Raw genomic sequence first — 23,824 nt, 5'->3', positions numbered from 1 at the left:
CCGAGCCATCACATGACTGCCACCTTTTCTCCACAGGCGCAGCGTTTTTCCCGCTCCGACTACAAAACCCTGGGCCTGGCCGCCCTCGGTGGCGCGTTGGAAATCTACGACTTCATCATCTTCGTATTCTTCGCGCTGACCCTGAGCCAGCTGTTTTTCCCGCCGGAAATGCCCGAGTGGCTGCGCCTGCTGCAAAGCTTCGGGATCTTCGTGACCGGCTACCTGGCACGCCCGCTGGGCGGCATCCTGATGGCGCACTTTGCCGACCACCTGGGGCGCAAGCGCGTGTTCAGCCTGAGCATCCTGATGATGGCGTTGCCCTGCCTGCTGATCGGGATCATGCCCACCTACGCGCAAATCGGTTATTTCGCGCCGCTGATCCTGCTCGTGCTGCGGGTGCTGCAAGGCGCCGCGGTCGGCGGTGAAGTCCCCAGCGCCTGGACGTTCGTCGCCGAGCACGCGCCGCCGCACCATCGCGGCTACGCCTTGGGCTTCCTGCAGGCCGGCCTGACCTTTGGCTACCTGCTCGGTGCGCTGACCGCGACGCTGCTGGCGCAAGTCTTCACCCCGGCCGAAATCCTCGACTACGCCTGGCGTTTTCCCTTCCTGCTCGGCGGTGTGTTCGGCGTGATTGGCGTGTGGCTGCGCCGCTGGCTGAGTGAAACCCCGGTATTCCTCGAAATGCAGGCCCGCCGCCACGCGGCTGCCGAACTGCCGCTGCGCACGGTACTGCGCGACCATCGCGCCGTGCTGCTGCCGGCGATGGTCCTCACCTGCGTGCTCACCTCGGCCGTGGTCGTGCTGGTGGTCATCACCCCGACCATGATGCAGAAAACCTTCGGCATGAGCCCCAGCCACACCTTCGCCTTGAGCGCACTGGGCATCGTCTTCCTGAACATCGGCTGCATCCTCGCCGGCCTGCTGGTGGACCGCATCGGCGCCTGGCGCGCGGTGCGGGTCTACAGCCTGTTGCTGCCGCTGGGGGTCGCGCTGCTCTACGCCAGCCTGATCAACGGGGGTGTGTGGCTCGGCGCGGCCTACGCCGTGGCGGGCTTGAGTTGCGGGGTGGTGGGCGCGGTGCCGTCGGTGATGGTCGGGCTGTTTCCGGCGCCAGTGCGGGTGTCGGGAATTTCCTTCACCTACAACATCGCCTATGCACTGTGGGCGAGCACTACGCCGCTGCTGCTGATTGCGCTGATGCCAACCAGCCCTTGGATTTGCGTGGGGTATTGCGTGGTGATGGGCGCGGTGGGGGTGGGAAGTGTGGCGCTGTTCGGCAAGCGCCACACCCTGGTTGGCTGAAACTCAGGTCAAAAAGTGCCAGAGCAGCAGGGTACCGATCAGGCCGACGACCGACACAATCGTCTGCAACACCGACCACACCCAGATCGTCTGCTTCAACTGCAGGCCAAAGTACTCACGCACCATCCAGAACCCGGCGTCGTTGACGTGGCAGAAGAACACCGAGCCGGCGCCAATCGCCAGTGCCACCAATGAACTCTGGGTGGCGGCCAACCCGGCCATCATCGGCGCGAGAATACCGGCGGTGGTGGTCGTGGCGACCGTCGCCGAGCCGGTGGCCTGGCGCAACGCCACGGCAATCAACCAGGCCAGCAACAGATACGGCATGTGGGCGCCTTCGGCGACTTTGCTGATGGTCTGGCTGACGCCAGCGTCGAGCAGGGTTTGCTTGAGGCCGCCGCCGGCGCCGATGGTCAGCAGCAACACGGCGATGGGCGCGAGGGCCTTGCGCAGGGTGTTGCCGACTTCGGCGCGCGGCATGCCGGCGGCCCAGCCCAGGCAGATCACGGCGGCTATCACCGCGAGGCCGAGGGCGATCAGCGGTTCACCGAGGAATTTCAGGGTCAGGCCCACGGTGCTTTCCGCCGGCAGGGCGACTTTGGCCAAGGTGCTGCCGAGCATCAGAATCACCGGCAACAGAATGATCAACAGCGACACGCCAAAACTCGGCTGGCGCGGCGCCTTGGGCGGTGCACTGAACAGCGCGCCGATGTCGGCCGGCTCATCCACGTGCAGGCGCTTGGACAGCCAGTTGCCGTAGAGCGGGCCGGCGAGGATCACCGCCGGCACCGCCAGGCAGAAGCCCAGCAGCATGGTCAGGCCGAGGTCGGCGTGCAACGCGCTCACTGCAATCAGCGGCCCGGGGTGCGGTGGCATCAAGGCGTGCAGGGTGGTCATGCCCGCCAGCGCCGGGATGGCGATTTTCAGCAGCGGCTGGTTCGAACGCTTGGCCATCACAAAGATGATCGGCACCATCATCACCAGGCCCACTTCGAAGAACAACGGCAGCCCGATCACCATCGCCACCAGCGCCATCACCCATGGCAGCGACTTGCCTTTGCCCAACCCCAGCAGGGTGGTGGCGATGCGGTCGGCGGCGCCGGATTCCGCCATCAATGCGCCGAGCATAGAGCCCAGGGCAATGATGATCCCTGCTTCACCGAGGATCGCCCCGGCGCCTTTGCTGAAGGCCTTGGCCACTTCTTCCGGCGGCAGTCCGGCACCGACCCCGGCGATAAAGGTGCCGATCAGGATCGACAGAAATGGTGGCAACTTGGTCGCGCTGATCAGCACGATGATGCTGGCGATGGCCAACAGGACGCAGAACATGAGGCGGGTGTCGTGAACCATCCACGCGGCAGTCGATAACTCCAAAACGGGACTCCTTATCGAACAGGTTGGGGAAATTGTTTCTTTTTGTTTCCTGCTCGAAAAGCATACCTGATACAACGGTTCCAGAGCGTACCTGTGCGATTTTGGTGCGCTCGACAATAACGTGCCAATGGCCCGCCGATGACAATTGTGCAACCTATGGCAATGAGTCGGGCCTATAGCTCTATGCTCACCCACACACCTGTGGGAGCCGGCACGCCAGCGCCTGCCGCCAACAACATCACGAGGGTTGCTCATGAGTGCAGGACACAGCCACGCCCAAGTCCGCGCGGGCCACGAGCGCAAGTTATGGTTCGCCCTGGGGCTGACCACCAGCTTCATGATTGCCGAAGTCATCGGCGCCTTTGTCACCGGTAGCCTGGCGCTGCTGTCCGACGCAGCCCACATGATGACCGACGCCCTGGCCCTGGCGATTTCGCTGGTGGCCATCCAGGTCGCCAAGCGCGCCGCCGACCGCAAGCGCACCTTTGGGTATGCGCGGTTTGAAATCCTGGCAGCCGCTTTCAATGCACTGCTGCTTTTCGCCGTGGCGTTTTACATTCTGTATGAGGCCTATCAACGGCTACAGGCACCTGCGCAAATCCAGTCCACCGGCATGCTGGTGATTGCGGTGCTGGGGCTGATCGTCAACCTGATTGCCATGCGCCTGCTCAGCGCTGCCAGCGGCGAGAGCTTGAACGTCAAGGGCGCCTACCTGGAAGTCTGGAGCGACATGCTCGGCTCCATCGGCGTGATGATCGCGGCGGTGGTGATCATGTTGACGGGCTGGGGTTGGGTCGACTCGCTGGTGGCGGCAGCCATCGGCTTCTGGGTACTGCCGCGCACCTGGAGCTTGCTCAAGGAAAGCATGAATGTACTGCTGCAAGGCGTGCCGGACGGTATCGATATCGACCAGGTGGAGCAGGCCATTCGCGCCATTCCCGGGGTCAAGGATGTGCATGACCTGCACATCTGGGCGCTGACCAGCGGCAAAAACGTGCTGAGCACACATCTGGTGACCGATTTGGCGCTGGACACTGAGCACAAGATCCTCAGCCAGGTGACGGAAATGCTGCATGAACAATTCGATATTTCCCACGCTACCGTCCAAGTCGAAGGCGACGGTTTTGCGCATGACGAACATGACGAGGTGCACGCCTGATCCTGGCTAACGGATTTGTAATGTTCTGCCCACCGCCCTGATAAGTACCGAAAGCTACATTGCCCCCCGCTGGGAAACCTCAGCGACTTCATGGGCGTGGAACTTTCGTTATGGCAATTTCTGTTAGAACACTGTTGGGGGCGGTGGCGTTGTGGGGCGTCGCTGCGGTGGCCCAGGCGCAGACCCTCACCCTCGATGCAGCGCTGCAAACCGCCTTCGCCAATAACCCTGACCTTGCCGCCGCGCAGTGGGACATCGACATCGCCGAAGGCGGTCGTCAGCAGGCGGGCTTGATCCCCAACCCGGTGGCGTCCTGGGATGCCGAAGACACGCGGCGCGATACGCGCACCACCACGATCAAACTGAGCCAGACCCTCGAGTTGGGCGGCAAGCGCGGTGCACGCATTGACGTGGCCACGCGCGCCCAGGACGCCGCGGCGCTGACCCTGGAGCAGCGGCGCAACATGCTGCGCGCCGAGGTGATCGACAGCTATTACGGCGCCCTTCGCGCCCAGGAACGCCTCGACCTGGCGCAACGTTCCATGGCATTGGCCGAGCGTGGCCTGGTGGTCGCCAACGGCCGCGTCAGCGCTGGCAAGTCTTCGCCGGTGGAGGCCACGCGCGCCCAGGTGCAGCTGTCAGAGATCCGCCTCGAACTCAACCGCGCGCAGATGGGCCTCACCGACGCCTACCGCCGTCTGGCCGCGAGTACCGGCAGCGCGTCGACCGACTTCCAGGCCGTCGCCACACAGCCTCAGTCCACCCCTTCATTACCGCCGGCGAATCAATTGCTCGCGCGCCTGGAACAGACCGCCGAGTTGCGCCTGGCCGAACTGCAGATCCTGCAGAACGAAGCCAGCGTGGGCCTGGAAAAAGCCCAGCGTATTCCCGACCTGGATGTGTCCATCGGCAGCCAGTACGACGCCAGCGTGCGCGAGCGGGTCAACCTGGTGGGCGTGTCGATGCCGATCCCGCTGTTCAATCGCAACCAGGGCAATGTCCTCGCCGCCAGCCGCCGCGCCGACCAGGCCCGCGACCTGCGTAACGCCGCCGAACTGCGCTTGCGCACTGAAATCCGCCAGGCCCTGGACCTGTGGCACACCGCCAATACCGAAGTGCGCGCGTTCAACCAGCAGATCCTGCCAGCAGCGCAAAGCGCGGTGGACAGCGCCACGCGGGGCTTTGAAATGGGCAAGTTCAACTTCCTCGAGGTGCTGGACGCCCAGCGCACGCTGATTGCGGCCCGCACCCAATACCTCACGGCAACCGCCCAGGCCACCGAGGCCTGGGTGCGTATCGAACGGATTTACGGCGACCTCGCCCGGTTTTGATTTTTTCTGGAGTGGCTTATGAACAAACGACACGGCGTGGCGCTTGCCGTCGCCCTGGGCCTGATGCTGTCTGGCGTGGCCGGCGCCGAGGAAGAGGAAGGCAAACTTGAACTCACCGAGCAGCAAATCGAAGCTGCCGGCATTCAGCTCGCCCAGGCCCAGCCCCGGCAGATCAGCACGTTGCTGACGCTGCCGGGAGAGGTGCGCTTCGACGAGGACCGCACCTCGCATATCGTGCCGCGTGCGGCCGGGGTAGTGGAGTCGGTGCGGGTCAATCTCGGGCAATCGGTGAAGAAAGGCGAGCTGCTGGCGGTGATCGCCAGCCAGCAGATTTCCGATCAGCGCAGTGAGCTGGCCGCCAGTGAGCGGCGGGTCGAACTGGCGCGCACGACCTTCCAGCGCGAGCGGCAATTGTGGCAGGACAAGATTTCCGCCGAGCAGGACTACCTGCTGGCGCGCCAAACCCTGCAAGAGGCCGAAATCGCCCTGAACAATGCCCGCCAGAAGATGACGGCCCTCAGCGGCAGCGCCGTGCTGGTGGGCGGCAACCGCTATGAATTGCGGGCGCCTTTCGCCGGTGTGGTGGTGGAAAAACACCTGGGTGTCGGCGAGGTGGTCAGCGAAACCAGCAACGCGTTTACCCTCTCGGACCTGTCCCAGGTGTGGGTCACCTTCGGCGTGTTTCCCAAGGATTTGAACAAGGTCCGGCTCGGCAAACCGGTGAAAGTCAGCTCCACCGAAATGGGCACCGAGGTAATCGGCAGCGTGGCTTATGTCGGCAATTTACTCGGCGAGCAGACGCGCACCGCCACCGTGCGTGTGACGGTACCCAACCCCGACGACGCCTGGCGCCCCGGGTTGTTCGTGACGGTACAACTGGCCACCGACACCTACCAGGCCAAGGTCACCGTGCCGCAAACGGCGATCCAGACCGTCGAGGACAAACCGTCGGTATTCGTGCGTACCCCGGACGGTTTTATCACGCGCCATCTCGAACTCGGCCTGAGTGAAAACGGCTACGTCGAAGTGCGTCAAGGCCTCGATGCCGGGGCGCAAGTGGCCACGGTTGGCAGCTTCATCCTCAAGTCCGAACTGGGCAAGGGCTCGGCCGAGCACGCCCATTGATCCCGCGAGTGATTTCTCATGTTTGAGCGCCTTATCCAATTCGCCATCGAGCAGCGCATCATCGTGCTGCTGGCGGTGCTGCTGATGGCCGGTGTCGGCATCGCCAGCTATCAGAAACTGCCGATCGACGCGGTGCCCGACATCACCAACGTGCAGGTGCAGATCAACTCGGCGGCGGCGGGTTTTTCGCCGCTGGAAACCGAGCAGCGCATCACCTTTCCCATCGAGACCGCCATGGCCGGGTTGCCCGGCATGCAGCAGACCCGCTCGCTGTCGCGCTCGGGCCTGTCGCAGGTGACGGTGATTTTCAAGGACGGCACCGACCTGTTCTTCGCCCGCCAGTTGGTCAATGAGCGCCTGCAGACCGCCCGCGAACAATTGCCGGCCGGCATCGAGACCGCGATGGGGCCGATTTCCACCGGCCTCGGCGAAATTTTCCTATGGACCGTCGAGGCCGAAGACGGCGCACTCAAGGAAGACGGCACGCCGTACACGCCGACGGACCTGCGGGTGATCCAGGATTGGATCATCAAGCCGCAACTGCGCAACGTGCCCGGAGTGGCCGAAATCAACACCATCGGCGGCTTTGCCAAGGAATACCAGATCGCCCCCGACCCCAAGCGCCTGGCGGCCTACAACCTGACCTTGAGCGACCTGGTCACGGCGCTTGAACGCAACAATGCCAACGTCGGCGCCGGTTATATCGAGCGCAGCGGCGAGCAGTTGCTGATCCGGGCGCCGGGGCAAGTGGCGTCCATCGACGACATCGCCAACATCGTCATCACCAGCGTGGAGGGCACGCCGATCCGGGTGCGCAATGTCGCCCAGGTCGAGATCGGCCGTGAATTGCGCACCGGCGCGGCCACCGAAAACGGCCGTGAAGTGGTGCTGGGCACGGTGTTCATGTTGATCGGCGAAAACAGTCGCAGCGTGTCCCAGGCGGTGGCGAAAAAACTCGAGAGCATCAATCGCTCGCTGCCCGCAGGGGTGGTGGCCGTCACCGTGTATGACCGCACCGACCTGGTCGAAAAAGCCATCGCCACCGTCAAGAAAAACCTCTTCGAAGGTGCGCTGCTGGTGGTGGCGGTGTTGTTCCTGTTTCTGGGCAATATCCGTGCGGCGCTGATCACCGCGATGGTGATTCCCCTGGCGATGCTGTTCACCTTTACCGGGATGTTCACCAACCGGGTCAGCGCCAACCTGATGAGTCTCGGTGCGCTGGACTTCGGCATTATTGTCGACGGCGCGGTGGTGATCGTCGAAAACGCCATCCGCCGCCTGGCCCATGCGCAGCAGCGTCACGGCCGCCTGCTGACCCGCAGCGAGCGCCTGCATGAAGTGTTTGCCGCTGCCAAGGAGGCCCGCCGCGCGTTGATCTTCGGGCAACTGATCATCATGGTCGTGTACCTGCCGATCTTCGCCCTCACCGGCGTGGCCGGGAAGATGTTCCACCCCATGGCCTTCACCGTGGTGATTGCCTTGCTGGGTGCGATGATTCTGTCGGTGACCTTTGTGCCGGCCGCGATTGCCCTGTTCGTCACCGGCAAGGTCAAGGAGGAAGAAAACCTGGTGATGCGCACCGCGCGCCGGGCGTATGCGCCAGTCCTGGATTGGGTGATGGGGCGTCGTCCGCTGGTGTTCGGCCTGGCCGTGTTGACCATCCTCGCCTCGGGCTGGGTAGCCAGCCGCATGGGCAGCGAATTCATCCCCAGCCTCAGCGAAGGCGACTTTGCCCAGCAGGCCTTGCGCGTGCCCGGCACCAGCCTGACGCAATCGGTGCAGATGCAGCAGCAACTGGAAAAAACCCTGATGGCCCAGGTGCCGGAAATCCTGCGGGTATTTGCGCGTACCGGCACCGCCGAAATTGCCTCGGACCCGATGCCGCCGAACATTTCCGATAGCTATGTGATGCTCAAGCCGAAGGACCAATGGCCGGATCCGAACAAGTCCCGCGAAACCCTGATCGCCGATATCCAGCGCGCCAGTGCGATTGTGCCGGGCAGTGCGTATGAACTGTCGCAACCGATCCAGCTGCGTTTCAACGAGCTGATATCCGGGGTGCGCAGCGACGTGGCGGTGAAGGTCTTCGGCGATGACATGGCGGTGCTGAACGCGACGGCCGGGGAAATCGCCGAGACCCTGCAAAAGCTCGAGGGCGCCTCGGAGGTGAAGGTGGAACAGACCTCCGGCCTGCCGGTGCTGACCATCAATATCGACCGTGACAAGGCCGCGCGCTTTGGCCTGAATGTCGGCGATGTGCAGGACACCATTGCGGTTGCCGTGGGAGGGCGCCAGGCCGGTACGTTGTACGAAGGCGACCGTCGTTTTGACATGGTCGTGCGTTTGTCCGACGCACTGCGCACCGATATCGACGGCCTGTCGCGGCTGTTGATTCCGGTGCCGGCGCTGGCGGGTAACGCGGCCGGGCAGTTGGGGTTTATCGCCTTGTCCCAGGTTGCCAGCCTGGACCTGGTCCTCGGCCCGAACCAGATCAGCCGCGAAAATGGCAAGCGCCTGGTGATCGTCAGCGCCAACGTGCGCGGGCGTGATATTGGCTCGTTCGTGGCAGAGGCCGAAACGGCGATCAGCGCGCAGGTGAAAGTGCCGGCGGGTTACTGGACCACCTGGGGTGGCCAGTTCGAGCAGTTGAAGGAAGCCTCCGAGCGCTTGCGCATCGTGGTGCCGGTCGCCCTGCTGCTGGTGTTCGGGTTGCTGTTCATGATGTTCAACAACCTCAAGGACGGGCTGCTGGTGTTCACCGGGATTCCGTTCGCCTTGACCGGTGGGATCATGGCGCTGTGGCTGCGGGATATTCCGCTGTCGATCTCGGCGGGGGTGGGCTTTATTGCCTTGTCCGGCGTGGCGGTGCTCAACGGGTTGGTGATGATTGCCTTCATCCGCAACCTGCGCGAGGAGGGGCGTTCGTTGTCGGTGGCGATCCACGAAGGCGCGTTGACCCGTTTGCGCCCGGTGTTGATGACTGCGCTGGTGGCCTCCCTCGGGTTCATCCCCATGGCCCTGGCCACCGGCACCGGCGCCGAAGTGCAGCGCCCGTTGGCGACGGTGGTGATCGGCGGGATTATCTCTTCTACGCTACTGACCTTGCTGGTGCTGCCGGCGCTGTACCAGTGGGCGCATCGCAAGGAAGAGGAAACACCAGGTCGAAGCGCGTAAAGCGCCCGGGCTGGCTGCTGACGTCGGCGTGCCCCTGATGCAGGCGCATGATCGACTGCACGATGGCCAGCCCCAGCCCCGTGCCGCCCTCGGCGCGGGTACGGCTGCTGTCGGCGCGGTAAAAGCGTTCGAACAGGTGTGGCAGGTGGTGAGCTTCGATGCCACGGCCGGGGTTGCCCACCGACAGCGAGACGCTGTGGTCGTAGCTTTCCACCAGCAGCAACACCGTGGAGCCCTCGGGCGTATGGCGAATCGCGTTGGACAGCAGGTTGGAAATCGCCCGCTGGATCATCAGGCGATCGCCCTTGATCCAGGCGTCGCCGCGCAGGCTCAGGGTCACGCGTTTGTCTTCGGCGCTCAGGGCGAACAGCGCCATTACCCGCTGCGCTTCGGCACCCAGCGACACCGCGTCGAAACCCGCCCGTGCAGCGGGGTGGCTGACCTGGGCGAGAAACAGCATGTCGGAGACGATGCGCGACAGGCGTTCCATTTCCTCGGCGCAGGATTCCAGCCCGGCCTTGTAGGCTTCGCCGGGACGCTCGCGGGACAGGGTCACCTGGGCCTTGCCCATCAGGTTGGTCAGTGGCGCGCGCAGTTCGTGGGCGAGGTCATCGGAGAATTGCGACAGCTGCTGCACACCGGCGTCGAGGCGATGCAGCATGAAGTTGATGCCTTCGGCCAGCTCGCCCAATTCCTTGGGCAGGTTGTCCAGCGACAAACGGTGCGTCAGGTCCTGGGTACTGACCTTGGCTGCCACGCGGCTGAACTGCTGCAGCGGCGCGAGCCCACGTTGCACCAGCCACCAGGCGCCCATGCCGATCAGGAGCAGCAGCATCGGCAGCGCGATCACCGTGGAGCGCAGGTAGGCACTGAGCAGCGCCTCATCATCGGAGCGGTCCAGCGACAGCAGCACGCGCACATTTTCGCCGCTGCGCAACGGCATCAGCCGCGTGGCACTGAGGATGCGATTGCCGCGCCCATCCACCCAATTGAGGTAGGCCAGGGTCTTGCCGGCGGGCACGTCGAGCAACAGCGGTTGCTGGGGCTTGGCACCGACGCTGAGCAGCACCGGTGCATCGGGGGCACCGCCGATGATGGTCAGGTAGATGTTGTCGTGGCCCATCACCAGGTCGAGCAGCGAATGGGGGCGGGCGGCAATATCGTGCGGCTTGAGGTCCTGGCCGAGGCTGTGTTCCAGTTGCTCCAGTTTATTTTCCAGGCCCTTGCGCGCGAGCTTGTCCAGCTCGTGGGTCAGCGCCAGGTAAGCCAGGGTCGCCAACAGCACGACCAGGCCTGCGCCCATCAGGCTGACCGTCAGCCCCAGGCGCATCGACAGGCTGCTGGTCCTCATGGGCGTGCCTCCAGCACGTAGCCGACGCCGCGAATGGTGTGGATCAGCTTGACCTCGCTCTGGTCATCGACCTTGCCGCGCAGGCGGCTGATGGAGACTTCCACCACGTTGGTGTCGCAGTCGAAGTTCATGTCCCACACCAGGGAGATGATCTGCGTGCGGGTCATCACTTCGCCGGCCTGGCGCATCAACACGTGCAGCAAGGCGAACTCCTTGGTGGTCAGGTCGATCCGCCGGTTGCCGCGATAGGCGCGATGGCGGCGCGGGTCCAGCTCCAGGTCCGCGACACGCAGCACGTCCGGCAACGGGATGTGCTCGCTGCGCCGCAGCAACGTGCGCACACGGGCCAGCAGTTCGGGAAACTCGAAGGGCTTGACCAGGTAATCATCGGCGCCCATGTCCAGGCCCTTGATCTTGTCGGCCAGCCGGCCGCGTGCCGTCAGCATCATCACACGTTGATTGCCGTCGCGGCGCAACTGTTCCAGCACCTCCCAACCGTCGGTGTTGGGCAGGTTCACGTCGAGGATCACCAGTTCATAAGTGTGCTGCCTGGCCAGGTGCAGGCCATCGATGCCGCTGGCAGCGCAATCGACGACATAGCCACTTTCGGTCAGGCCCTGTTGCAAGTAGTCAGCGGTTTTCTGCTCGTCCTCAACCACAAGGATACGCATGGGGGGTTTACCTTTTTTTACCAGAGGGGAGGTCCATGTCCTTATGGAATGACGTGTTCGGGGTAGGGGAAAATTCTCAACCGTGAAGTCGCTTCAGGGTCAACTGCGACCATCGGCCGCATAAGGGCGTGCGCAAAAAAAACGCCCCGACCGGGGCGTTAAAAATCCATCTCTTTCCAAAGGAGCTACACAAAAGCTTCAGAGATGAATGTGCTCGGTGTATGACGCGTTGAGTCCACTATAAGAAGTTCAACTTAACGGGAAGGTGGGCCCAATATTACAGTTCTGATACCTGGCTATTTGTGAACAGATGTTAGTTAACCGCGAACGACTGTAACGACTCACAGCGCCACCAGCGGGTATTCGGCAATCAGGCGAACTTCCTCCAGGTCGGATTCGAACGCACTGGAGCGCACCGTGGCCTGGCGCAGGCGCAGCGACAAGTCCTTCAGCGTGCCACTTTGCACCACGTACTTGGCCTCGACATCCCGCTCCCAGCGACGTTGGTCGGTGAGCGGATTGCCGGCCGCGTCGCGGCGCATGTATACCGCGTTGGCGTCGCTGTAGTCGGCGCCGGTGCCCTTGCCGTAGCGGGTCATGAACGACAGGCCGGGAATGCCGAAGGGCTGCATGTCCAGGTCGTAGCGCAGCATCCACGAGCGCTCCTTGGGGGAGTTGAAGTCGCTGTACTGGATCGAGTTGTTGAGGAAGATCGAATCCGACTGGCGCAGGTAATCGAAGTCGTCATCACCGTTGTTGCGCTGGTGCGACACGGCCAGGCTGTGGGCGCCGATCTTGACGCCGAGCCTGGCGCTCCAGATGGTGTTGTCGAATTCGCCAAGCAGCTTTTTGCCTTCATCCACCGCCTTGTAAAGGTTGACGTCGCCGAACAGCGAGACGTCGTCGGTCAGTGGGTAGCTGGCGGCGCTGCCCGCGTAATACTGGTCCCAGGCGTCTTTCAGGCGGCTGCTGTAGAGGCTGAAGCTGAGGTGCTGGTTGAGGCTGTAGTCGCCGCCGAAATAGCTGATCCAGGGCGAGTCGACCTTGCCTGCGTAAAACGTCGCAAAGCCTTTATCCATGCCGCTTTCGCTGGGCTGGCTCATGCCGCTCAAACGCCCGCCCTGCAAGCTCAGGCCTTCCAGGCTGGTGTTTTGCACGGTCACGCCACGAAAGCTTTCCGGCAGCAGGCGCGAATCGCCATAGGCCACCACCGGGTTCAGCGGGAATACGTCGCCGGCCTTGATCACCGTGTCCAGCACGCGCAATTTCGCCGCGCCGCCGACCTTGCTATAGCTGTCTTCGGGATGGTTGTCGCTGTCCACCGGCAGCACGCCGAACGAACCTTTGCCACCGCTGCGGCCGGTGCCCGAGTCGAGCTTCAGGCCGACCATGGCAAACGCATCCAGGCCAAACCCCACCGTGCCTTGGGTGAACCCGGATTCGAATTTACCGATGAACCCCTGGGCCCAGGCTTCGGAGTAGCCGTTGCCGGTGGGGCTGGACTGGCCCTTGCGGTCATCGCGATTGAAATAGAAATTGCGCGCCAGCACGTTCACGCTGCTGCCTTCGATAAACCCTTCGGGTTTTTCTTCGGCTGCCACGGCGGCCAGCGGCAACGTGGCGACCAGTGACAGGGGAAGGGTGTAATAACGGATCCGCATGTTTCGCTCCTCGGTATTGGCAGTGATCAGCTTCTTATGGAGGCGGGCGTTCTTATTGATCTGGCCCGGGCTGATAGTTGCAAACCGTGGATAACGACTGGGTGGCGGCAACATTACAATTCTGGAAACTGGTGGCCACCTAACAAATAAGTAATGTTCTGGTGAACATCGCGTCAGGGTTCGCTGGTTAGTCTCGGCACTGAACTTTCAGTCGAGGAACCTGTGATGAACTTTTATGCAATCGCCCTGGGTGTATTTACCGCAAGCCTGTCATTGGGCGCATTGGCCGAAGGCGGCGGTGATCGCACTTTTGCGTTGATGATGGAGCGCAATGAAAAAGCCATGGCCGACTACGCGGTGAAAAACGGCAAGCCGGCGCCCGAGGTGCAGGCGTATCGCTACGGCATGAAACTGGACATTGCCAAGGTGATCAACGTGACGCCGCCGATCCGCGCGTGCAATCCCGTGCCCTCGCGCATGACCTATGAAGACTCCCGCGGCAATCTCAATACCCTGGAATATCAAGTGATGGGTGTGTGCCGAAATAACGGCAGTTGATGGATCCAAAAAAACAGTGGGGCCCACGCAAAAAAGCGCTTCAGAAAACGCCGCCAGCGCCGATGCAGGTCAGATCACTCTCCCCAAATGACCATCGGTGCCCCATGTTCAACACCCGTTTGAAGCAGGAGCTGTCGGCTCTTCGCGAAGAATTGTCCAGCTTGCAACAGGTCAAGGAGAGCCTGGAAAGCGAAATGCTGTGCCTGACGCTGGACGCCGAAGGCCGGGTGGAGTGGGCCAACGCCAACTTCCTGCAGGAACTGGTGTACGCGTCGAGCAACATTCTCGGTCGTCCGATCGAAGACCTGGTACCCGATCACGTGCGCAATGATGAATTCCATCGCCGCTTCAAGAACGCCCTGGTGCGCGGTGAGCATTTCGCCGGCACCGTGCGCCTGATGCGCGGCAATGGCCAGGAGGCGTGGCTGCGCTCGATCTTGCAGCCGGTGCGCAGTTCGGAAGGGCGCATCAAGCATTTTTCGATCTACTCCAGCGACCTCACCCGCACGATCGAGGCCTCTCGCGAGCATGAAAACCTGATCACCGCGTTGGTGCGGTCCACCGCCGTGATCGAGTTCGACCTGGGCGGACACGTGCTCACTGCCAACGATCGTTTTCTCGCCGGCATGGGTTACAGCCTGGCGCAGATCCAGGGCAAACATCACCGTATGTTCTGCGCGCCGGAAGAGTACAACAGCGCCGAATACCAGCATTTCTGGAAGCGCTTGAACGCCGGCGAGTTCGTCGCGGCGCGCTTCAAGCGTGTGGACAGCCATGGCCGCACCGTTTGGCTGGAGGCCACCTACAACCCGGTGCTGGATGCCAACGACCGGCTGTACAAAGTGGTCAAGTTCGCCACGGTGATCACCGACCAGGTCAATCAGGAGCAGGCCGTCGCTGAAGCGGCGAACATTGCCTACAGCACCTCGTTGCACACCGACAGCAGTGCCCAGCGCGGTACCACGGTGGTGACCCAGGCGGTGGACGTGATGCGCGATCTGGCCAAGCACATGCAACAGGCCGGCGAGGGCATCGAGGCGCTCAACGCCCAGTCCCAAGTGATCGGCACCATCGTCAAGACCATCAGCGGCATCGCCGAGCAGACCAACTTGCTGGCGCTGAACGCCGCCATTGAAGCGGCGCGCGCCGGTGAACAAGGGCGGGGTTTCGCGGTGGTGGCCGATGAGGTGCGCCAGCTGGCGTCACGTACCAGCAAAGCCACCGAGGAGATTGTCGGCGTGGTGCGCCAGAACCAGGACATGGCCCGCGATGCGGTGACCCTGATGACTGATGGCCGTCTGCAAGCCGAGCAGGGCCTGGCCCTCGCGGCGGAGGCGGGCACGGTCATCGTCGAAATCCAGGACGGTGCGCAAAAAGTGGTCAGTGCAGTGGGACAATTCGCAAACCAGTTGTCGAGCTGAGCCGTGGGGCTTGTGCTTGAGGTATCGTAGGTTTTTTCCGTTTGAAGAGCCGATCCTCCATGAGCCCTACTCACCGCCGCCCCGTTCCGCTGTCCAAGGCCTACCGCCTGCTCAACCATGGGCCTACCGTGCTGGTCAGCGCGGCCCACAACGGCCAGCGCAATATCATGGCCGCCGCCTGGGCGATGCCGCTGGATTTCGAGCCGCCGAAAGTCGCGGTTGTATTGGACAAAGCCACCTGGACCCGCCAACTGCTGGAAGGCGCCGGCACCTTCGTGCTGCAGGTGCCTTGCGTGGCCCAGGTCGATCTGGTCCAGACCGTCGGCAACACCACCGGCTCTGAGACGGACAAATTTTCCGCCTACGGCCTGCACACCTTCAGCGGTGAACACACAGAAGCGCCATTGCTGGAAGGCTGCGTGGCCTGGCTGGAATGCCGCCTGCTGCCCGAACCGCACAACCAGCAGGCCTACGACCTGTTCCTGGGTGAAGTGGTGGCGGCTTATGCCGACGAGCGCGTGTTCAGCGACGGCCGCTGGCACTTCGAAGGGCATGATCCGCTGCGCACCTTGCACCATGTGGCGGGTGGGCATTTCCTCACCATCGGCGCGCCGATTGACGGTAAAACCTTGCCTTGAGACAGCCCCCGCAGGCGCCGGCGTGCCTGTGCCTGCAGGGTTACCATTGGGCCTGGCCGAGGGCTTCGGCAAACGCCATCAGTTTTGGCGAGTACTGTCGGGACGGCGGGTAAACCAGCGAGATCGCCCGGCGGCGGCCAGCGAAGTTTTCCAGCAGCGGCACCAGGCGCCCGGCGGCCAAGTCGTCGCGCACGGCAAAGTCCATGACCTGGGCGATGCCGAAGCCACCGACGGCGCCGTCGACCAGTGCATCACCGATATCAAAGATCAGCCGCCCTTCGACACTCACGTCTTGCACCTTGCCATCGAGCATGAACTGCCAATCGACCATGCGCCCGTTGCGCAGATTGCGCACGGTCAGGCAGTTGTGGTCCTTGAGTTCGTCGACGCTCTGCGGCGTACCGAAGCGCGCCAAGTAAGCCGGTGAGGCGACCGTGATCCAGCGCAGCGGCGCCAGCGGGCGGGCGATCAGGCGTTGGTCCTGGATCTCGCCGGTGCGCAGGAGCGCGTCGAAGCCTTCATCGACGATGTCCACCAGGCGGTCGGTCATCACTGCTTCGATGCGCAACGCCGGGTAACGCAAGGTCAGCTCGCCGATCACCGGCATGACCACCTTGCGCCCGAACAGCGAAGGCGTGCTGATCTTCAACAGGCCGGAAGGGGTGCTGCGGCGGTCGAGCATCAGCTTTTCGGCCTCGGCCAATTCTGCCAACAGCGGCGCGCTGCGCTCATAGAGCATCTGCCCGTCGGGCGTCAGGCCGACGCTGCGGGTGTTGCGTTGCAGCAGGCGTACGCCCAGTTCCTGTTCGAGGCGCGAAATGGCGCGAGACAGGCCCGACTGGGTCAGCCCCAGGTCTGCGGCCGCGCGCGTGAAACTGCGGGTTTCGGCCACGCGGACTAACAAGCGAACAGCGTTCAGATCCATGATTAAAGTCATTACTGAAAGAGTGATTGCGCTATTTATCATCTGTTTCGCATAAAAGACACTGACGGCTTCTCATTTTCGGACAGGACGCTGTGATGTCTCCCTCTCGACCCTCAGGCTGGATGCTGATGCTGCTGGCCACGGCGCAACTGATTATTGCGCTGGATGCGACCATCGTGTTCGTGGCGCTGCCGCAGATTGGCGCGCATCTGAACTTCTCCGCCGCGCAATTGCAGTGGGTGGTGAGTGCCTACAGCGTGGCGTTTGGCGGTTTCCTGCTACTCGGCGGGCGCGCCACGGATCTGCTTGGCAAGCGTCGTCTGTATCGGGTCGGCCAGTCGTTATATGCGCTGGCCTCCCTGGCTGCGGTGCTCGGTGGCAGCGCTGTGTTGCTGGTGCTGGCGCGGGCCGTGCAGGGGGTGGGCGGGGCGTTGTTGTTTCCGGCGACCTTGGCCCTGATCAACACCCACTACGCCGAAGGACCGGCGCGCAACCGCGCGTTTGCCGTGTGGAGCGCGGCGTCGGCGGCAGGCCTGGCGCTCGGCGCGCTGCTGGGTGGCGTGCTGACCCAGGCCTGGGGGTGGGAGGCGGTATTTTTGGTCAACGTGCCGCTGGCGGGCGGTTGCGCCTGGGCGGCGCGCTACTGGATCCCCGCCGATGGCGAGCGTGCGCGCGGACGCAACTTTGATGTGAACGGCGCGTTGACCGTGACCGTTGGCGGCACCTTGCTGGTGTTTTCGCTGGTGCAGGGGCCTGAATGGGGCTGGACGGCACCGTCCACGCTGGGTTGCCTGGGCTTGGCGTTGGCGCTGCTCGGCCTGTTCGCCTGGATTGAACATCGCGGCCGCGACCCACTGATGCCGCTGCGTTTGTTTGCCTATCGCGAGTTGCGCATGGCGATGGTGCTGACGGCGGTGTTCATGAGCAGCTTTGGCGTGCAGTACTACTTTCTCGCACTGTATTACCAGCAGGTCTACGGCTACAGCGTGCTGCAGGCAGGGTTGGCATTTTTACCCGCGACCCTGGTGTGCACGTTCGGGATCTGGCTGGCGGAGCGTTCGCTCGCCCGGTTGGGGTTACGCAACACGCTGGTCTGCGGGCAGCTGGCCGGTGCCGTTGGGATTGCGCTGGTGTGCTGGGCGTTGCCGACAGGGGTGGGGTTCTGGTCGCTGCTGCCGGGGATTTTCATCCTGAGCATCGGCCAGGGCATGACCTGGACCGCGATGTGGGTCGCTGCGGGGCTGGGCATCCGGCCAGGAGAGCAAGGCGTGGCGGCGGGAATGGCATCGACCAGCCAGCAGATCGGTGGGGCGCTGGGCCTGGCGGTGCTGGTGTCGGTGGCAAATGCCGGGTCGAGCCAGGCGGCGGGGATCGAAGCGGCGATGGGCTGGAGTGCGGCGATTGCCTTGGCCGGGGCGCTGCTGGCGCTGGGGCTCAGAGCGCGCGCACCGAAGCCGGACGCGTTGCTGGAAACCACGTAGATCAACGGTAGGCGTGGGTGTATTCCAGGCCAGGCCCTCAGCGCCCGAGCATCTTTACCCAGCGCGAGGGCGGCATGCCGTAGGTGCTGCGAAATTGTCGGGTCATATGGCTCTGGTCGGTGAACCCGGCGGTCAACGCCGCGTCCACCAATGACTGGCCCTGGGCCAACAGGCTGCGCACCAGGTCCAGGCGGCGCATGGTCAGGTAGCGATACGGGCTGGTGGCGAACAACAGGCGAAAATCCCGCGATAACGCCCAGCGGTCGCGACCGGCGTGCTCGGCGATTTCATCCAGGGTGATGCTGCGGCCCAGCGCGCTGTGGATAAATTCCCGCGCGCGCTCGGCGGCCACGTAATCGAACGTCTTGCGACTGGCAATCGCGCCTGAGGCATTGCTCAGGGCCTGCGCCAGGTCGAACATCGCGTCCTGTTCCTGCAGCGGGTCGATCGGGCAATCCAGGCTTTGCAGCAGCACTTCACTGGCACGGTGCAGCCATGGGTCGCTGGACAATCCGCCAGGAATGAACGGCAACGGCTTGCCGCCGATGATCTGCTGGATCAGCGCCGGTTCCACATAGATCATCCGATACTTGAAGCCTTCCTCGCTGCCGGCGCGCCCGTCGTGAGTTTCATCGGGGTGAATCACCATGGTCGTGCCAGGCATGCTGTGGGTCATGCCGCCGCGGTAGTGAAAGCTCTGCACACCGAACAGCGTGCGTCCGATGGCGTAGGTGTCATGGCGATGCGGGTCGAAGGCGAAGCCGGCAAAGTACGCCTCGATACGGTCCAGGCCGCTGGCGTGCGGCGCGCGGTGCAGCCAGTCGAGGATAGGAGTCGGTTTGCCCATGGTGGCTTGTCACAAAAAAGGGATGGAAACACGTTAACCCAGTCTGCATTCCTTGTCTGCCGGGGTCTTGTACGATTGTGCAGGTGCCGGGCGAGGCCTATGATCCTGGCTCGTGCCTTGCACTGATGGAGCTGCCCCGATGGATTTTTTCGACCCCGCCTACGTGGCGCCGCTGGTCTCGCTGGCCCTGCTGTGGACCGTGGCGGTGGTGACGCCCGGCCCCAACTTCTTCAACACCGCACAGTTGGCCGCCAGCTGTTCGCGTCGTCATGGCGTGGTGGCATCGGCGGGTGTCGCTACCGGCACGATCATGTGGGGCCTGGCGGGTGGCCTGGGTATCAAGTCATTGTTCACCGCTGCGCCGATGCTGTACCTGGCGTTCAAGATCATCGGCGGCTGCTACCTGATCTACCTGGGGCTGAAGCTGTTCAAGCGCTCGGCACCGGCCATGGGCCAAAACCTGCTGGCAGACGAACCCCGGCGCTCGCTGTTTTCCGCCTGGCGCCTGGGCCTGCTGGGCAACCTGTCCAACCCCAAGGCCGCGCTGTTCGTCGCCACCATCTTTGCGTCGACCATGCCGCCTTCGCCCTCGCCGATGCTGTTGACCCTGGCGGTGATCACCATGGCCACGTTGTCATTCAGCTGGTACACCAGCGTGGCCCTGGTGTTTTCCAGCGAGCGCATGGCCAACCTCTACAGCCGTTCGCGCAAATGGCTGGATCGTTTTGCCGGCGGTTGCTACGTGTTGTTCGGTGCACATCTGGTAGCGAATCGCTGACCGCCCGTGGTAAGAAGCCTTACTTTCAACAGTGAGGCCGGTTCATGAGCAAGGTGCGCGTAGGTATTATTTTCGGGGGGCGTTCGGCCGAGCACGAGGTCTCGTTGCAGTCGGCGCGCAACATCGTCGATGCGCTCGACCGCACGCGTTTCGAGCCGGTCCTGATCGGCATCGACAAGGCCGGCCACTGGCACCTCAACGACACCTCGAACTTCCTGATCAACCAGGAAAACCCGGCCCTCATCGCGCTCAACCAGTCCAACCGCGAACTGGCGGTGGTGCCCGGCAAGGCCAGCCAGCAAGTGGTGGAAACCTCCGGCAGCGGCCTGCTCGAACACATTGATGTGATCTTCCCCATCGTCCACGGCACCCTCGGCGAAGACGGTTGCCTGCAAGGCTTGCTGCGCATGGCCGACCTGCCTTTTGTTGGGTCCGACGTGCTCGGCTCGGCGGTGTGCATGGACAAGGACATCAGCAAGCGCCTGCTGCGCGACGCCGGCATTGCCGTCACCCCGTTCATTACCCTGACCCGTCGCAACGCCGCGCACACCGCGTTTGCTGCCGCCGTGCGCAAGCTCGGCCTGCCGATGTTCGTCAAGCCTGCCAACCAGGGTTCCTCGGTGGGCGTGAGCAAGGTCGGCAATGAAGCCGAGTACCACGCCGCCGTCGAGCTGGCGTTGGGGTTTGACGAGAAAGTCCTGGTGGAGTCGGCCGTCCAGGGGCGCGAGATCGAATGCGCCGTGCTCGGCAACGACAACCCCATCGCCAGCGGCTGCGGCGAAATTGTGGTGAACAACGGTTTCTATTCCTACGACAGCAAATACATCGACGCCCAGGCCGCCCAAGTGGTGGTGCCGGCGGACATCAGCCACGACGCCAGCGAGCGTATCCGCCGCCTGGCCATCGACGCCTTCGAAGTGTTGGGGTGCGCCGGGTTGGCCCGCGTCGACGTGTTCCTCACTGAAGACGGTGAGGTGCTGATCAACGAAATCAACTCGCTGCCGGGTTTCACCCGCATCAGCATGTACCCCAAGCTGTGGCAGGCGGCGGGGATGAGCTACAGCGAGTTGGTGAGCCGGTTGATCGAGCTGGCGCTGGAGCGGCATGCAGCGCGCAAGGGGCTGAAGATCAATCGTTGAGCGCCGCGGGCTATCGGGTGGTCAGGGGCGGCGCGCGATCCACGAATAGATCAAGGTCTTCGCCTCTTGCGGGTGATGTGTCCTTCTGCGGTAGCTGGCAAACGTCGGCGACGTGCAGTAAGTGCACACCTCGCTGACCTCGATCTGCTCGCGCTTGACCCCCGCCGCCTGCAGCAACATCAGCGCATACCTGCTCAAGTCAAACCACGCGCTGTTGCTTTGCCTTGCGGCGGGCGGGGCAATTTCGGGTGTCTGCCGCGGTGCCGGTTGCACGCTGCTCCACGGTGCCTGGCGGTGCTGCCACAGGTGCCCTTGCTCCGCCTGGAACTGGGCGATAAACCCTTCGCTCACCTCATAACAACATGGCTTGATCGACGGCCCGATTGCCACCTGCAGTTGATCCGCCGCGATCCCCGCGGCGGCAAAGCGCTGCACCGCGTTGGCGATAATCCCGCGTTGCAGGCCCTTCCAGCCGCCATGCACTGCCGCTACCTGCTGAGCGTCTTTGGAGGCGAACAGAATGGGCAGGCAGTCGGCGGTGATCACCGCGATGGGCTGGTGCGTGTGGGTAAACACAGCGTCAGCCTCGATGGTATTGGCCACCTGGCCCGGCTGCCACTCAATCACCGAGGCGCTGTGCACCTGCTTGCAGATGAACACCTCTTCCGGGCGCGCCGGGTCATTGATCGCACAGAAACCGTGGTCGACGCCGGCAAGGGCGCCGAGATTGTTTGCCTGTTGCAAGGGCTGTTCTCCGCTCAATAAATCAGTCGCCGACCGCTTCGCCTTCGCGCCGAGGGTCGGCGCCGCCGCTCAGCGACACCTTACCCTGGGCGTCGCGCGTGCGGACGATGGCCTGGATGCCGCTGGTCATGTCGATCTCGCTCAATGCATGGCCCTTGTCCTTCAGCGCTTGTTTCAACGCGGGGCTGAACAGTCCTTGTTCGAGTTCGGTGGCGCCATTGCGACTGCCGAAATTCGGCAGGCTGATGGCCGCCTGCGGGTCGAGTTTCCAGTCGAGCATCGCCACCAGGGATTTACTCACGTACTCAATGATCTGTGAGCCGCCGGGCGAGCCGACGGCGGCCAGCAACTCGCCGCTTCTGCGATCAAATACCAGCGTCGGGGCCATGGCCGAGCGTGGGCGTTTGCCCGGCTCGACACGGTTGGCCACCGGCTGGCCGTGTTCTTCGGGGATAAACGAGAAATCGGTCATCTGGTTGTTGAGCAAAAAGCCCTGGACCATCAGATGGGAACCGAACGCCGCCTCCACGGTGGTCGTCATCGACACGGCGCCACCCAGGTCATCCACCGCCACCACTTGCGACGTGGAGATGCGCAGCGGCGAGCGGTCCGGCGCGTAGGCGACCTGGATGCCCGCAGGCGTGCCGGGTTTGGCGATGCCCATGCTGCGCTCGCCGATCAGTGCTGCGCGTTTGGCCAGGTAGTCCGGTGCGACAAGACCGGCCACCGGCACCGGTACAAAGTCGGCGTCGGCGACGTACGAAGCACGGTCAGCGAAGGCCAGGCGACCCGCCTCGGCAATCAGGTGCACGGCTTCGGGCGTTGGCTCGAGGCCTGCGGGCGAGGCGCTTTTCACCGGCGTCATCGGTGCGATGGCCAGGCCCGGATCGCGGGCTTCGAGTGCCTGCAATGTGCCGAGGATTTGCGCGATGGCGATCCCGCCCGATGACGGTGGTGGCATGCCACACACGGTCCACTGTTTGTAGTCGCTGCACAGGGGCGTGCGCTCCTTGGCGGTATAGCCCTCAAGGTCCGCCACCGACAGGCTGCCGGCATTGCGATTGCCCTGGACCTTGCGCGCGATCTCGTCGGCAATCGGCCCGTGGTACAGCGCATCCGGGCCCTCTTTGGCGATGCGCTTGAAGACGTTGGCCAGCGCCGGGTTTTTCAACAGCGTACCGGTGGCCTTGGGCGTGCCATCGGCATTCAGAAAGTACGCGGCCATTTCCGGCGACCGGGGGATATGGCGGTCGGCCGCGATCAACGCGTGCAAGCGCGGGGAAATCGCGAAGCCCTGTTCCGACAAGCGGATCGCCGGCTCGAACAGCTTGGCCCACTGCAGGTGCCCGGTCTTTTTGTGCGCCATCTCCAGTGCCCGCAGTACCCCCGGCGTGCCCACCGAGCGCCCGCCGATTTGCGCCGCGGTGAAGGTCATCGGCGTACCGTCCGCTTTCAGGAACAGCCGCTCGGTCGCCCCGGCCGGTGCCGTTTCACGACCGTCATACGCGTGCACCTTATCTCCGTCCCACACCATGATGAACGCCCCGCCGCCGATACCAGAGGACTGCGGCTCCACCAGCGTCAGCACTGCCTGCATCGCAATGGCCGCATCGATGGCCGAGCCACCCTGGCGCAACATCTCCCGCCCGGCTTCGGCCGCCAGCGGGTTGGCGGCTGCCGCCATATGGCGTTCGGCGTGTTGGGGGGTGAGGTTGGTGCGGTAGCCCGAGCCCAACTCCGGTGCCGGCGGTTGCTCGCTGACGGGGGTGTGACAGGCCGCCAGGACGAGGGCGGCGGCAATCACAGACAGTTGACGGCGGGAAATCAAAAACACGCGCTGAACTCCGTTCACTTTGAGAATGATCTGGTTTTCCTGTGGGGGGACTTTACCGCAGCGGTGAGCCAGAGGCGTGCTGGGTTGACTGATTTTTCTGGAGAGCCCGTCGGCTGCAGGTTTGCCGTCTGTTGTCTTTGCCGTGGCCGCAAGGAATTTGGAGCGGATCCCACCACGAGTGTGCTGCTCCCTTTGGAACCAAGTGCTGCAACTGTTCACTACGTACTTCTCAAGTATCCGGTTAAGGCGTTGTCATGCATGGTGGGTTAGACGGTCTGCTCAAGTTGCACCAGAATGTTGTCGAACGCTCA

Annotated in this window: 19 protein-coding genes and 1 pseudogene; 12 read left to right on the top strand and 8 right to left on the bottom strand. The window is 63.5% G+C overall.

Features of this window, described 5'->3' with window-relative positions:
• Window positions 1–12: 12 nt before the first annotated feature.
• Window positions 13–1,302 carry an MFS transporter gene (locus tag NTD80_RS30820; protein ID WP_262135903.1) on the top strand — a complete coding sequence of 430 codons (1,290 nt, stop codon included), beginning with the start codon at window positions 13–15 and terminating at the stop codon, window positions 1,300–1,302.
• Between the two features lie 3 nt (window positions 1,303–1,305).
• On the opposite strand, the gene NTD80_RS30815 is transcribed toward NTD80_RS30820, so the two are convergent.
• Complete coding sequence (locus tag NTD80_RS30815; RefSeq protein WP_106805243.1) at window positions 1,306–2,676, bottom strand: gluconate:H+ symporter; 1,371 nt, start codon at window positions 2,674–2,676, stop codon at window positions 1,306–1,308.
• A gap of 253 nt (window positions 2,677–2,929) precedes the next feature.
• Here NTD80_RS30815 and NTD80_RS30810 point away from each other — a divergent pair, with 253 nt between their 5' ends.
• The 4 genes from NTD80_RS30810 (at window position 2,930) to NTD80_RS30795 (ending at window position 9,465) form a co-directional block, all read left to right on the top strand.
• Complete coding sequence (locus NTD80_RS30810) at window positions 2,930–3,835, top strand: cation diffusion facilitator family transporter (protein WP_201143485.1); 906 nt, start codon at window positions 2,930–2,932, stop codon at window positions 3,833–3,835.
• Window positions 3,836–3,945: 110 nt separating this feature from the next.
• The gene (locus NTD80_RS30805; RefSeq protein ID WP_262135902.1) at window positions 3,946–5,166 is read left to right on the top strand and encodes a TolC family protein; all 1,221 of its coding nucleotides are present in this window, start codon (window positions 3,946–3,948) and stop codon (window positions 5,164–5,166) included.
• A gap of 18 nt (window positions 5,167–5,184) precedes the next feature.
• The gene (locus NTD80_RS30800; protein WP_262135901.1) at window positions 5,185–6,291 is read left to right on the top strand and encodes an efflux RND transporter periplasmic adaptor subunit; all 1,107 of its coding nucleotides are present in this window, start codon (window positions 5,185–5,187) and stop codon (window positions 6,289–6,291) included.
• An 18-nt stretch (window positions 6,292–6,309) separates the two neighbouring features.
• Window positions 6,310–9,465 carry a CusA/CzcA family heavy metal efflux RND transporter gene (locus tag NTD80_RS30795; RefSeq protein ID WP_262135900.1) on the top strand — a complete coding sequence of 1,052 codons (3,156 nt, stop codon included), beginning with the start codon at window positions 6,310–6,312 and terminating at the stop codon, window positions 9,463–9,465.
• Here the strand turns inward: NTD80_RS30795 and NTD80_RS30790 are convergent.
• The 3 genes from NTD80_RS30790 to NTD80_RS30780 form a co-directional block, all read right to left on the bottom strand.
• Window positions 9,380–10,816 carry a heavy metal sensor histidine kinase gene (locus NTD80_RS30790; protein ID WP_065900426.1) on the bottom strand — a complete coding sequence of 479 codons (1,437 nt, stop codon included), beginning with the start codon at window positions 10,814–10,816 and terminating at the stop codon, window positions 9,380–9,382. The two genes, NTD80_RS30795 and NTD80_RS30790, sit on opposite strands and share 86 nt — an antisense overlap.
• Window positions 10,813–11,487: a heavy metal response regulator transcription factor gene (locus NTD80_RS30785; protein WP_065900428.1), complete on the bottom strand. Its 675-nt coding sequence runs from the start codon at window positions 11,485–11,487 to the stop codon at window positions 10,813–10,815. The genes NTD80_RS30790 and NTD80_RS30785 overlap by 4 nt, the downstream gene beginning before the upstream one ends.
• 341 nt (window positions 11,488–11,828) lie before the next feature.
• On the bottom strand, window positions 11,829–13,148 hold the full coding sequence (locus NTD80_RS30780; protein ID WP_262135899.1) for an OprD family porin: 1,320 nt from the start codon (window positions 13,146–13,148) through the stop codon (window positions 11,829–11,831).
• Between the two features lie 225 nt (window positions 13,149–13,373).
• Here NTD80_RS30780 and NTD80_RS30775 point away from each other — a divergent pair, with 225 nt between their 5' ends.
• The 4 genes and pseudogenes from NTD80_RS30775 (at window position 13,374) to NTD80_RS30765 (ending at window position 15,765) form a co-directional block, all read left to right on the top strand.
• A complete protein-coding gene (locus NTD80_RS30775; RefSeq protein WP_065900430.1) occupies window positions 13,374–13,706 on the top strand; it encodes a DUF2790 domain-containing protein in 333 nt (110 codons plus the stop codon).
• Window positions 13,706–14,587, top strand: a pseudogene (locus NTD80_RS31515) (PAS domain-containing protein); the annotation flags it as partial. The gene NTD80_RS30775 and the pseudogene NTD80_RS31515, both read left to right, overlap by 1 nt.
• Before the next feature lie 108 nt (window positions 14,588–14,695).
• Window positions 14,696–15,127, top strand: coding sequence for a methyl-accepting chemotaxis protein (locus NTD80_RS31510; RefSeq protein WP_371920712.1), 432 nt, complete (start codon window positions 14,696–14,698; stop codon window positions 15,125–15,127).
• A gap of 59 nt (window positions 15,128–15,186) precedes the next feature.
• The gene (locus tag NTD80_RS30765; protein WP_262135897.1) at window positions 15,187–15,765 is read left to right on the top strand and encodes a flavin reductase family protein; all 579 of its coding nucleotides are present in this window, start codon (window positions 15,187–15,189) and stop codon (window positions 15,763–15,765) included.
• A 40-nt stretch (window positions 15,766–15,805) separates the two neighbouring features.
• Here NTD80_RS30765 and NTD80_RS30760 read toward each other — a convergent pair whose 3' ends face one another.
• Complete coding sequence (locus tag NTD80_RS30760; RefSeq protein WP_262135896.1) at window positions 15,806–16,690, bottom strand: LysR family transcriptional regulator; 885 nt, start codon at window positions 16,688–16,690, stop codon at window positions 15,806–15,808.
• A 122-nt stretch (window positions 16,691–16,812) separates the two neighbouring features.
• Between NTD80_RS30760 and NTD80_RS30755 the strand changes: the two genes are divergently transcribed.
• Window positions 16,813–18,171 carry an MFS transporter gene (locus NTD80_RS30755; protein WP_262135915.1) on the top strand — a complete coding sequence of 453 codons (1,359 nt, stop codon included), beginning with the start codon at window positions 16,813–16,815 and terminating at the stop codon, window positions 18,169–18,171.
• Between the two features lie 37 nt (window positions 18,172–18,208).
• Here the strand turns inward: NTD80_RS30755 and NTD80_RS30750 are convergent, their stop codons facing one another.
• A complete protein-coding gene (locus NTD80_RS30750; RefSeq protein ID WP_065900440.1) occupies window positions 18,209–19,018 on the bottom strand; it encodes an AraC family transcriptional regulator in 810 nt (269 codons plus the stop codon).
• 139 nt (window positions 19,019–19,157) lie between these two features.
• Between NTD80_RS30750 and NTD80_RS30745 the strand changes: the two genes are divergently transcribed.
• Both NTD80_RS30745 and ddlA read left to right on the top strand, forming a co-directional pair.
• Window positions 19,158–19,796 (top strand): LysE family transporter, encoded by a 639-nt coding sequence (locus NTD80_RS30745; protein ID WP_262135895.1) that lies wholly within the window; start codon window positions 19,158–19,160, stop codon window positions 19,794–19,796.
• Window positions 19,797–19,840: 44 nt separating this feature from the next.
• Window positions 19,841–20,935 carry a D-alanine--D-alanine ligase gene (gene ddlA, locus NTD80_RS30740; protein WP_262135894.1) on the top strand — a complete coding sequence of 365 codons (1,095 nt, stop codon included), beginning with the start codon at window positions 19,841–19,843 and terminating at the stop codon, window positions 20,933–20,935.
• Window positions 20,936–20,956: 21 nt separating this feature from the next.
• Here ddlA and pgeF read toward each other — a convergent pair whose 3' ends face one another.
• Both pgeF and ggt read right to left on the bottom strand, forming a co-directional pair.
• Window positions 20,957–21,679: a peptidoglycan editing factor PgeF gene (gene pgeF / locus NTD80_RS30735; protein WP_262135893.1), complete on the bottom strand. Its 723-nt coding sequence runs from the start codon at window positions 21,677–21,679 to the stop codon at window positions 20,957–20,959.
• Between the two features lie 22 nt (window positions 21,680–21,701).
• The gene (ggt, locus tag NTD80_RS30730) at window positions 21,702–23,513 is read right to left on the bottom strand and encodes a gamma-glutamyltransferase (protein WP_262135892.1); all 1,812 of its coding nucleotides are present in this window, start codon (window positions 23,511–23,513) and stop codon (window positions 21,702–21,704) included.
• Window positions 23,514–23,824: the final 311 nt, after the last annotated feature.

Origin of the sequence: Pseudomonas sp. 13B_2.1_Bac1 (assembly GCF_025466155.1) — a bacterium.
Taxonomy (GTDB): Bacteria; Pseudomonadota; Gammaproteobacteria; order Pseudomonadales; family Pseudomonadaceae; genus Aquipseudomonas; species Aquipseudomonas aylmerensis.
The sequence above is the reverse complement of the archived record's forward strand: the minus strand, read 5'-3'. Positions and strand labels throughout refer to the sequence as shown.

What these genes read in the sequence shown, in the direction of transcription:
- NTD80_RS30820 (WP_262135903.1), top strand. Translation starts at nt 13, where the DNA reads ATGACTGCCACCTTTTCTCCACAGGCGCAGCGTTTTTCCCGCTCCGAC.
- NTD80_RS30810 (WP_201143485.1), top strand. Translation starts at nt 2,930, where the DNA reads ATGAGTGCAGGACACAGCCACGCCCAAGTCCGCGCGGGCCACGAGCGC.
- NTD80_RS30805 (WP_262135902.1), top strand. Translation starts at nt 3,946, where the DNA reads ATGGCAATTTCTGTTAGAACACTGTTGGGGGCGGTGGCGTTGTGGGGC.
- NTD80_RS30800 (WP_262135901.1), top strand. Translation starts at nt 5,185, where the DNA reads ATGAACAAACGACACGGCGTGGCGCTTGCCGTCGCCCTGGGCCTGATG.
- NTD80_RS30795 (WP_262135900.1), top strand. Translation starts at nt 6,310, where the DNA reads ATGTTTGAGCGCCTTATCCAATTCGCCATCGAGCAGCGCATCATCGTG.
- NTD80_RS30790 (WP_065900426.1), bottom strand. Translation starts at nt 10,816, where the DNA reads ATGAGGACCAGCAGCCTGTCGATGCGCCTGGGGCTGACGGTCAGCCTG.
- NTD80_RS30785 (WP_065900428.1), bottom strand. Translation starts at nt 11,487, where the DNA reads ATGCGTATCCTTGTGGTTGAGGACGAGCAGAAAACCGCTGACTACTTG.
- NTD80_RS30780 (WP_262135899.1), bottom strand. Translation starts at nt 13,148, where the DNA reads ATGCGGATCCGTTATTACACCCTTCCCCTGTCACTGGTCGCCACGTTG.
- NTD80_RS30775 (WP_065900430.1), top strand. Translation starts at nt 13,374, where the DNA reads ATGAACTTTTATGCAATCGCCCTGGGTGTATTTACCGCAAGCCTGTCA.
- NTD80_RS31510 (WP_371920712.1), top strand. Translation starts at nt 14,696, where the DNA reads ATGCGCGATCTGGCCAAGCACATGCAACAGGCCGGCGAGGGCATCGAG.
- NTD80_RS30765 (WP_262135897.1), top strand. Translation starts at nt 15,187, where the DNA reads ATGAGCCCTACTCACCGCCGCCCCGTTCCGCTGTCCAAGGCCTACCGC.
- NTD80_RS30760 (WP_262135896.1), bottom strand. Translation starts at nt 16,690, where the DNA reads ATGGATCTGAACGCTGTTCGCTTGTTAGTCCGCGTGGCCGAAACCCGC.
- NTD80_RS30755 (WP_262135915.1), top strand. Translation starts at nt 16,813, where the DNA reads ATGCTGATGCTGCTGGCCACGGCGCAACTGATTATTGCGCTGGATGCG.
- NTD80_RS30750 (WP_065900440.1), bottom strand. Translation starts at nt 19,018, where the DNA reads ATGGGCAAACCGACTCCTATCCTCGACTGGCTGCACCGCGCGCCGCAC.
- NTD80_RS30745 (WP_262135895.1), top strand. Translation starts at nt 19,158, where the DNA reads ATGGATTTTTTCGACCCCGCCTACGTGGCGCCGCTGGTCTCGCTGGCC.
- ddlA (WP_262135894.1), top strand. Translation starts at nt 19,841, where the DNA reads ATGAGCAAGGTGCGCGTAGGTATTATTTTCGGGGGGCGTTCGGCCGAG.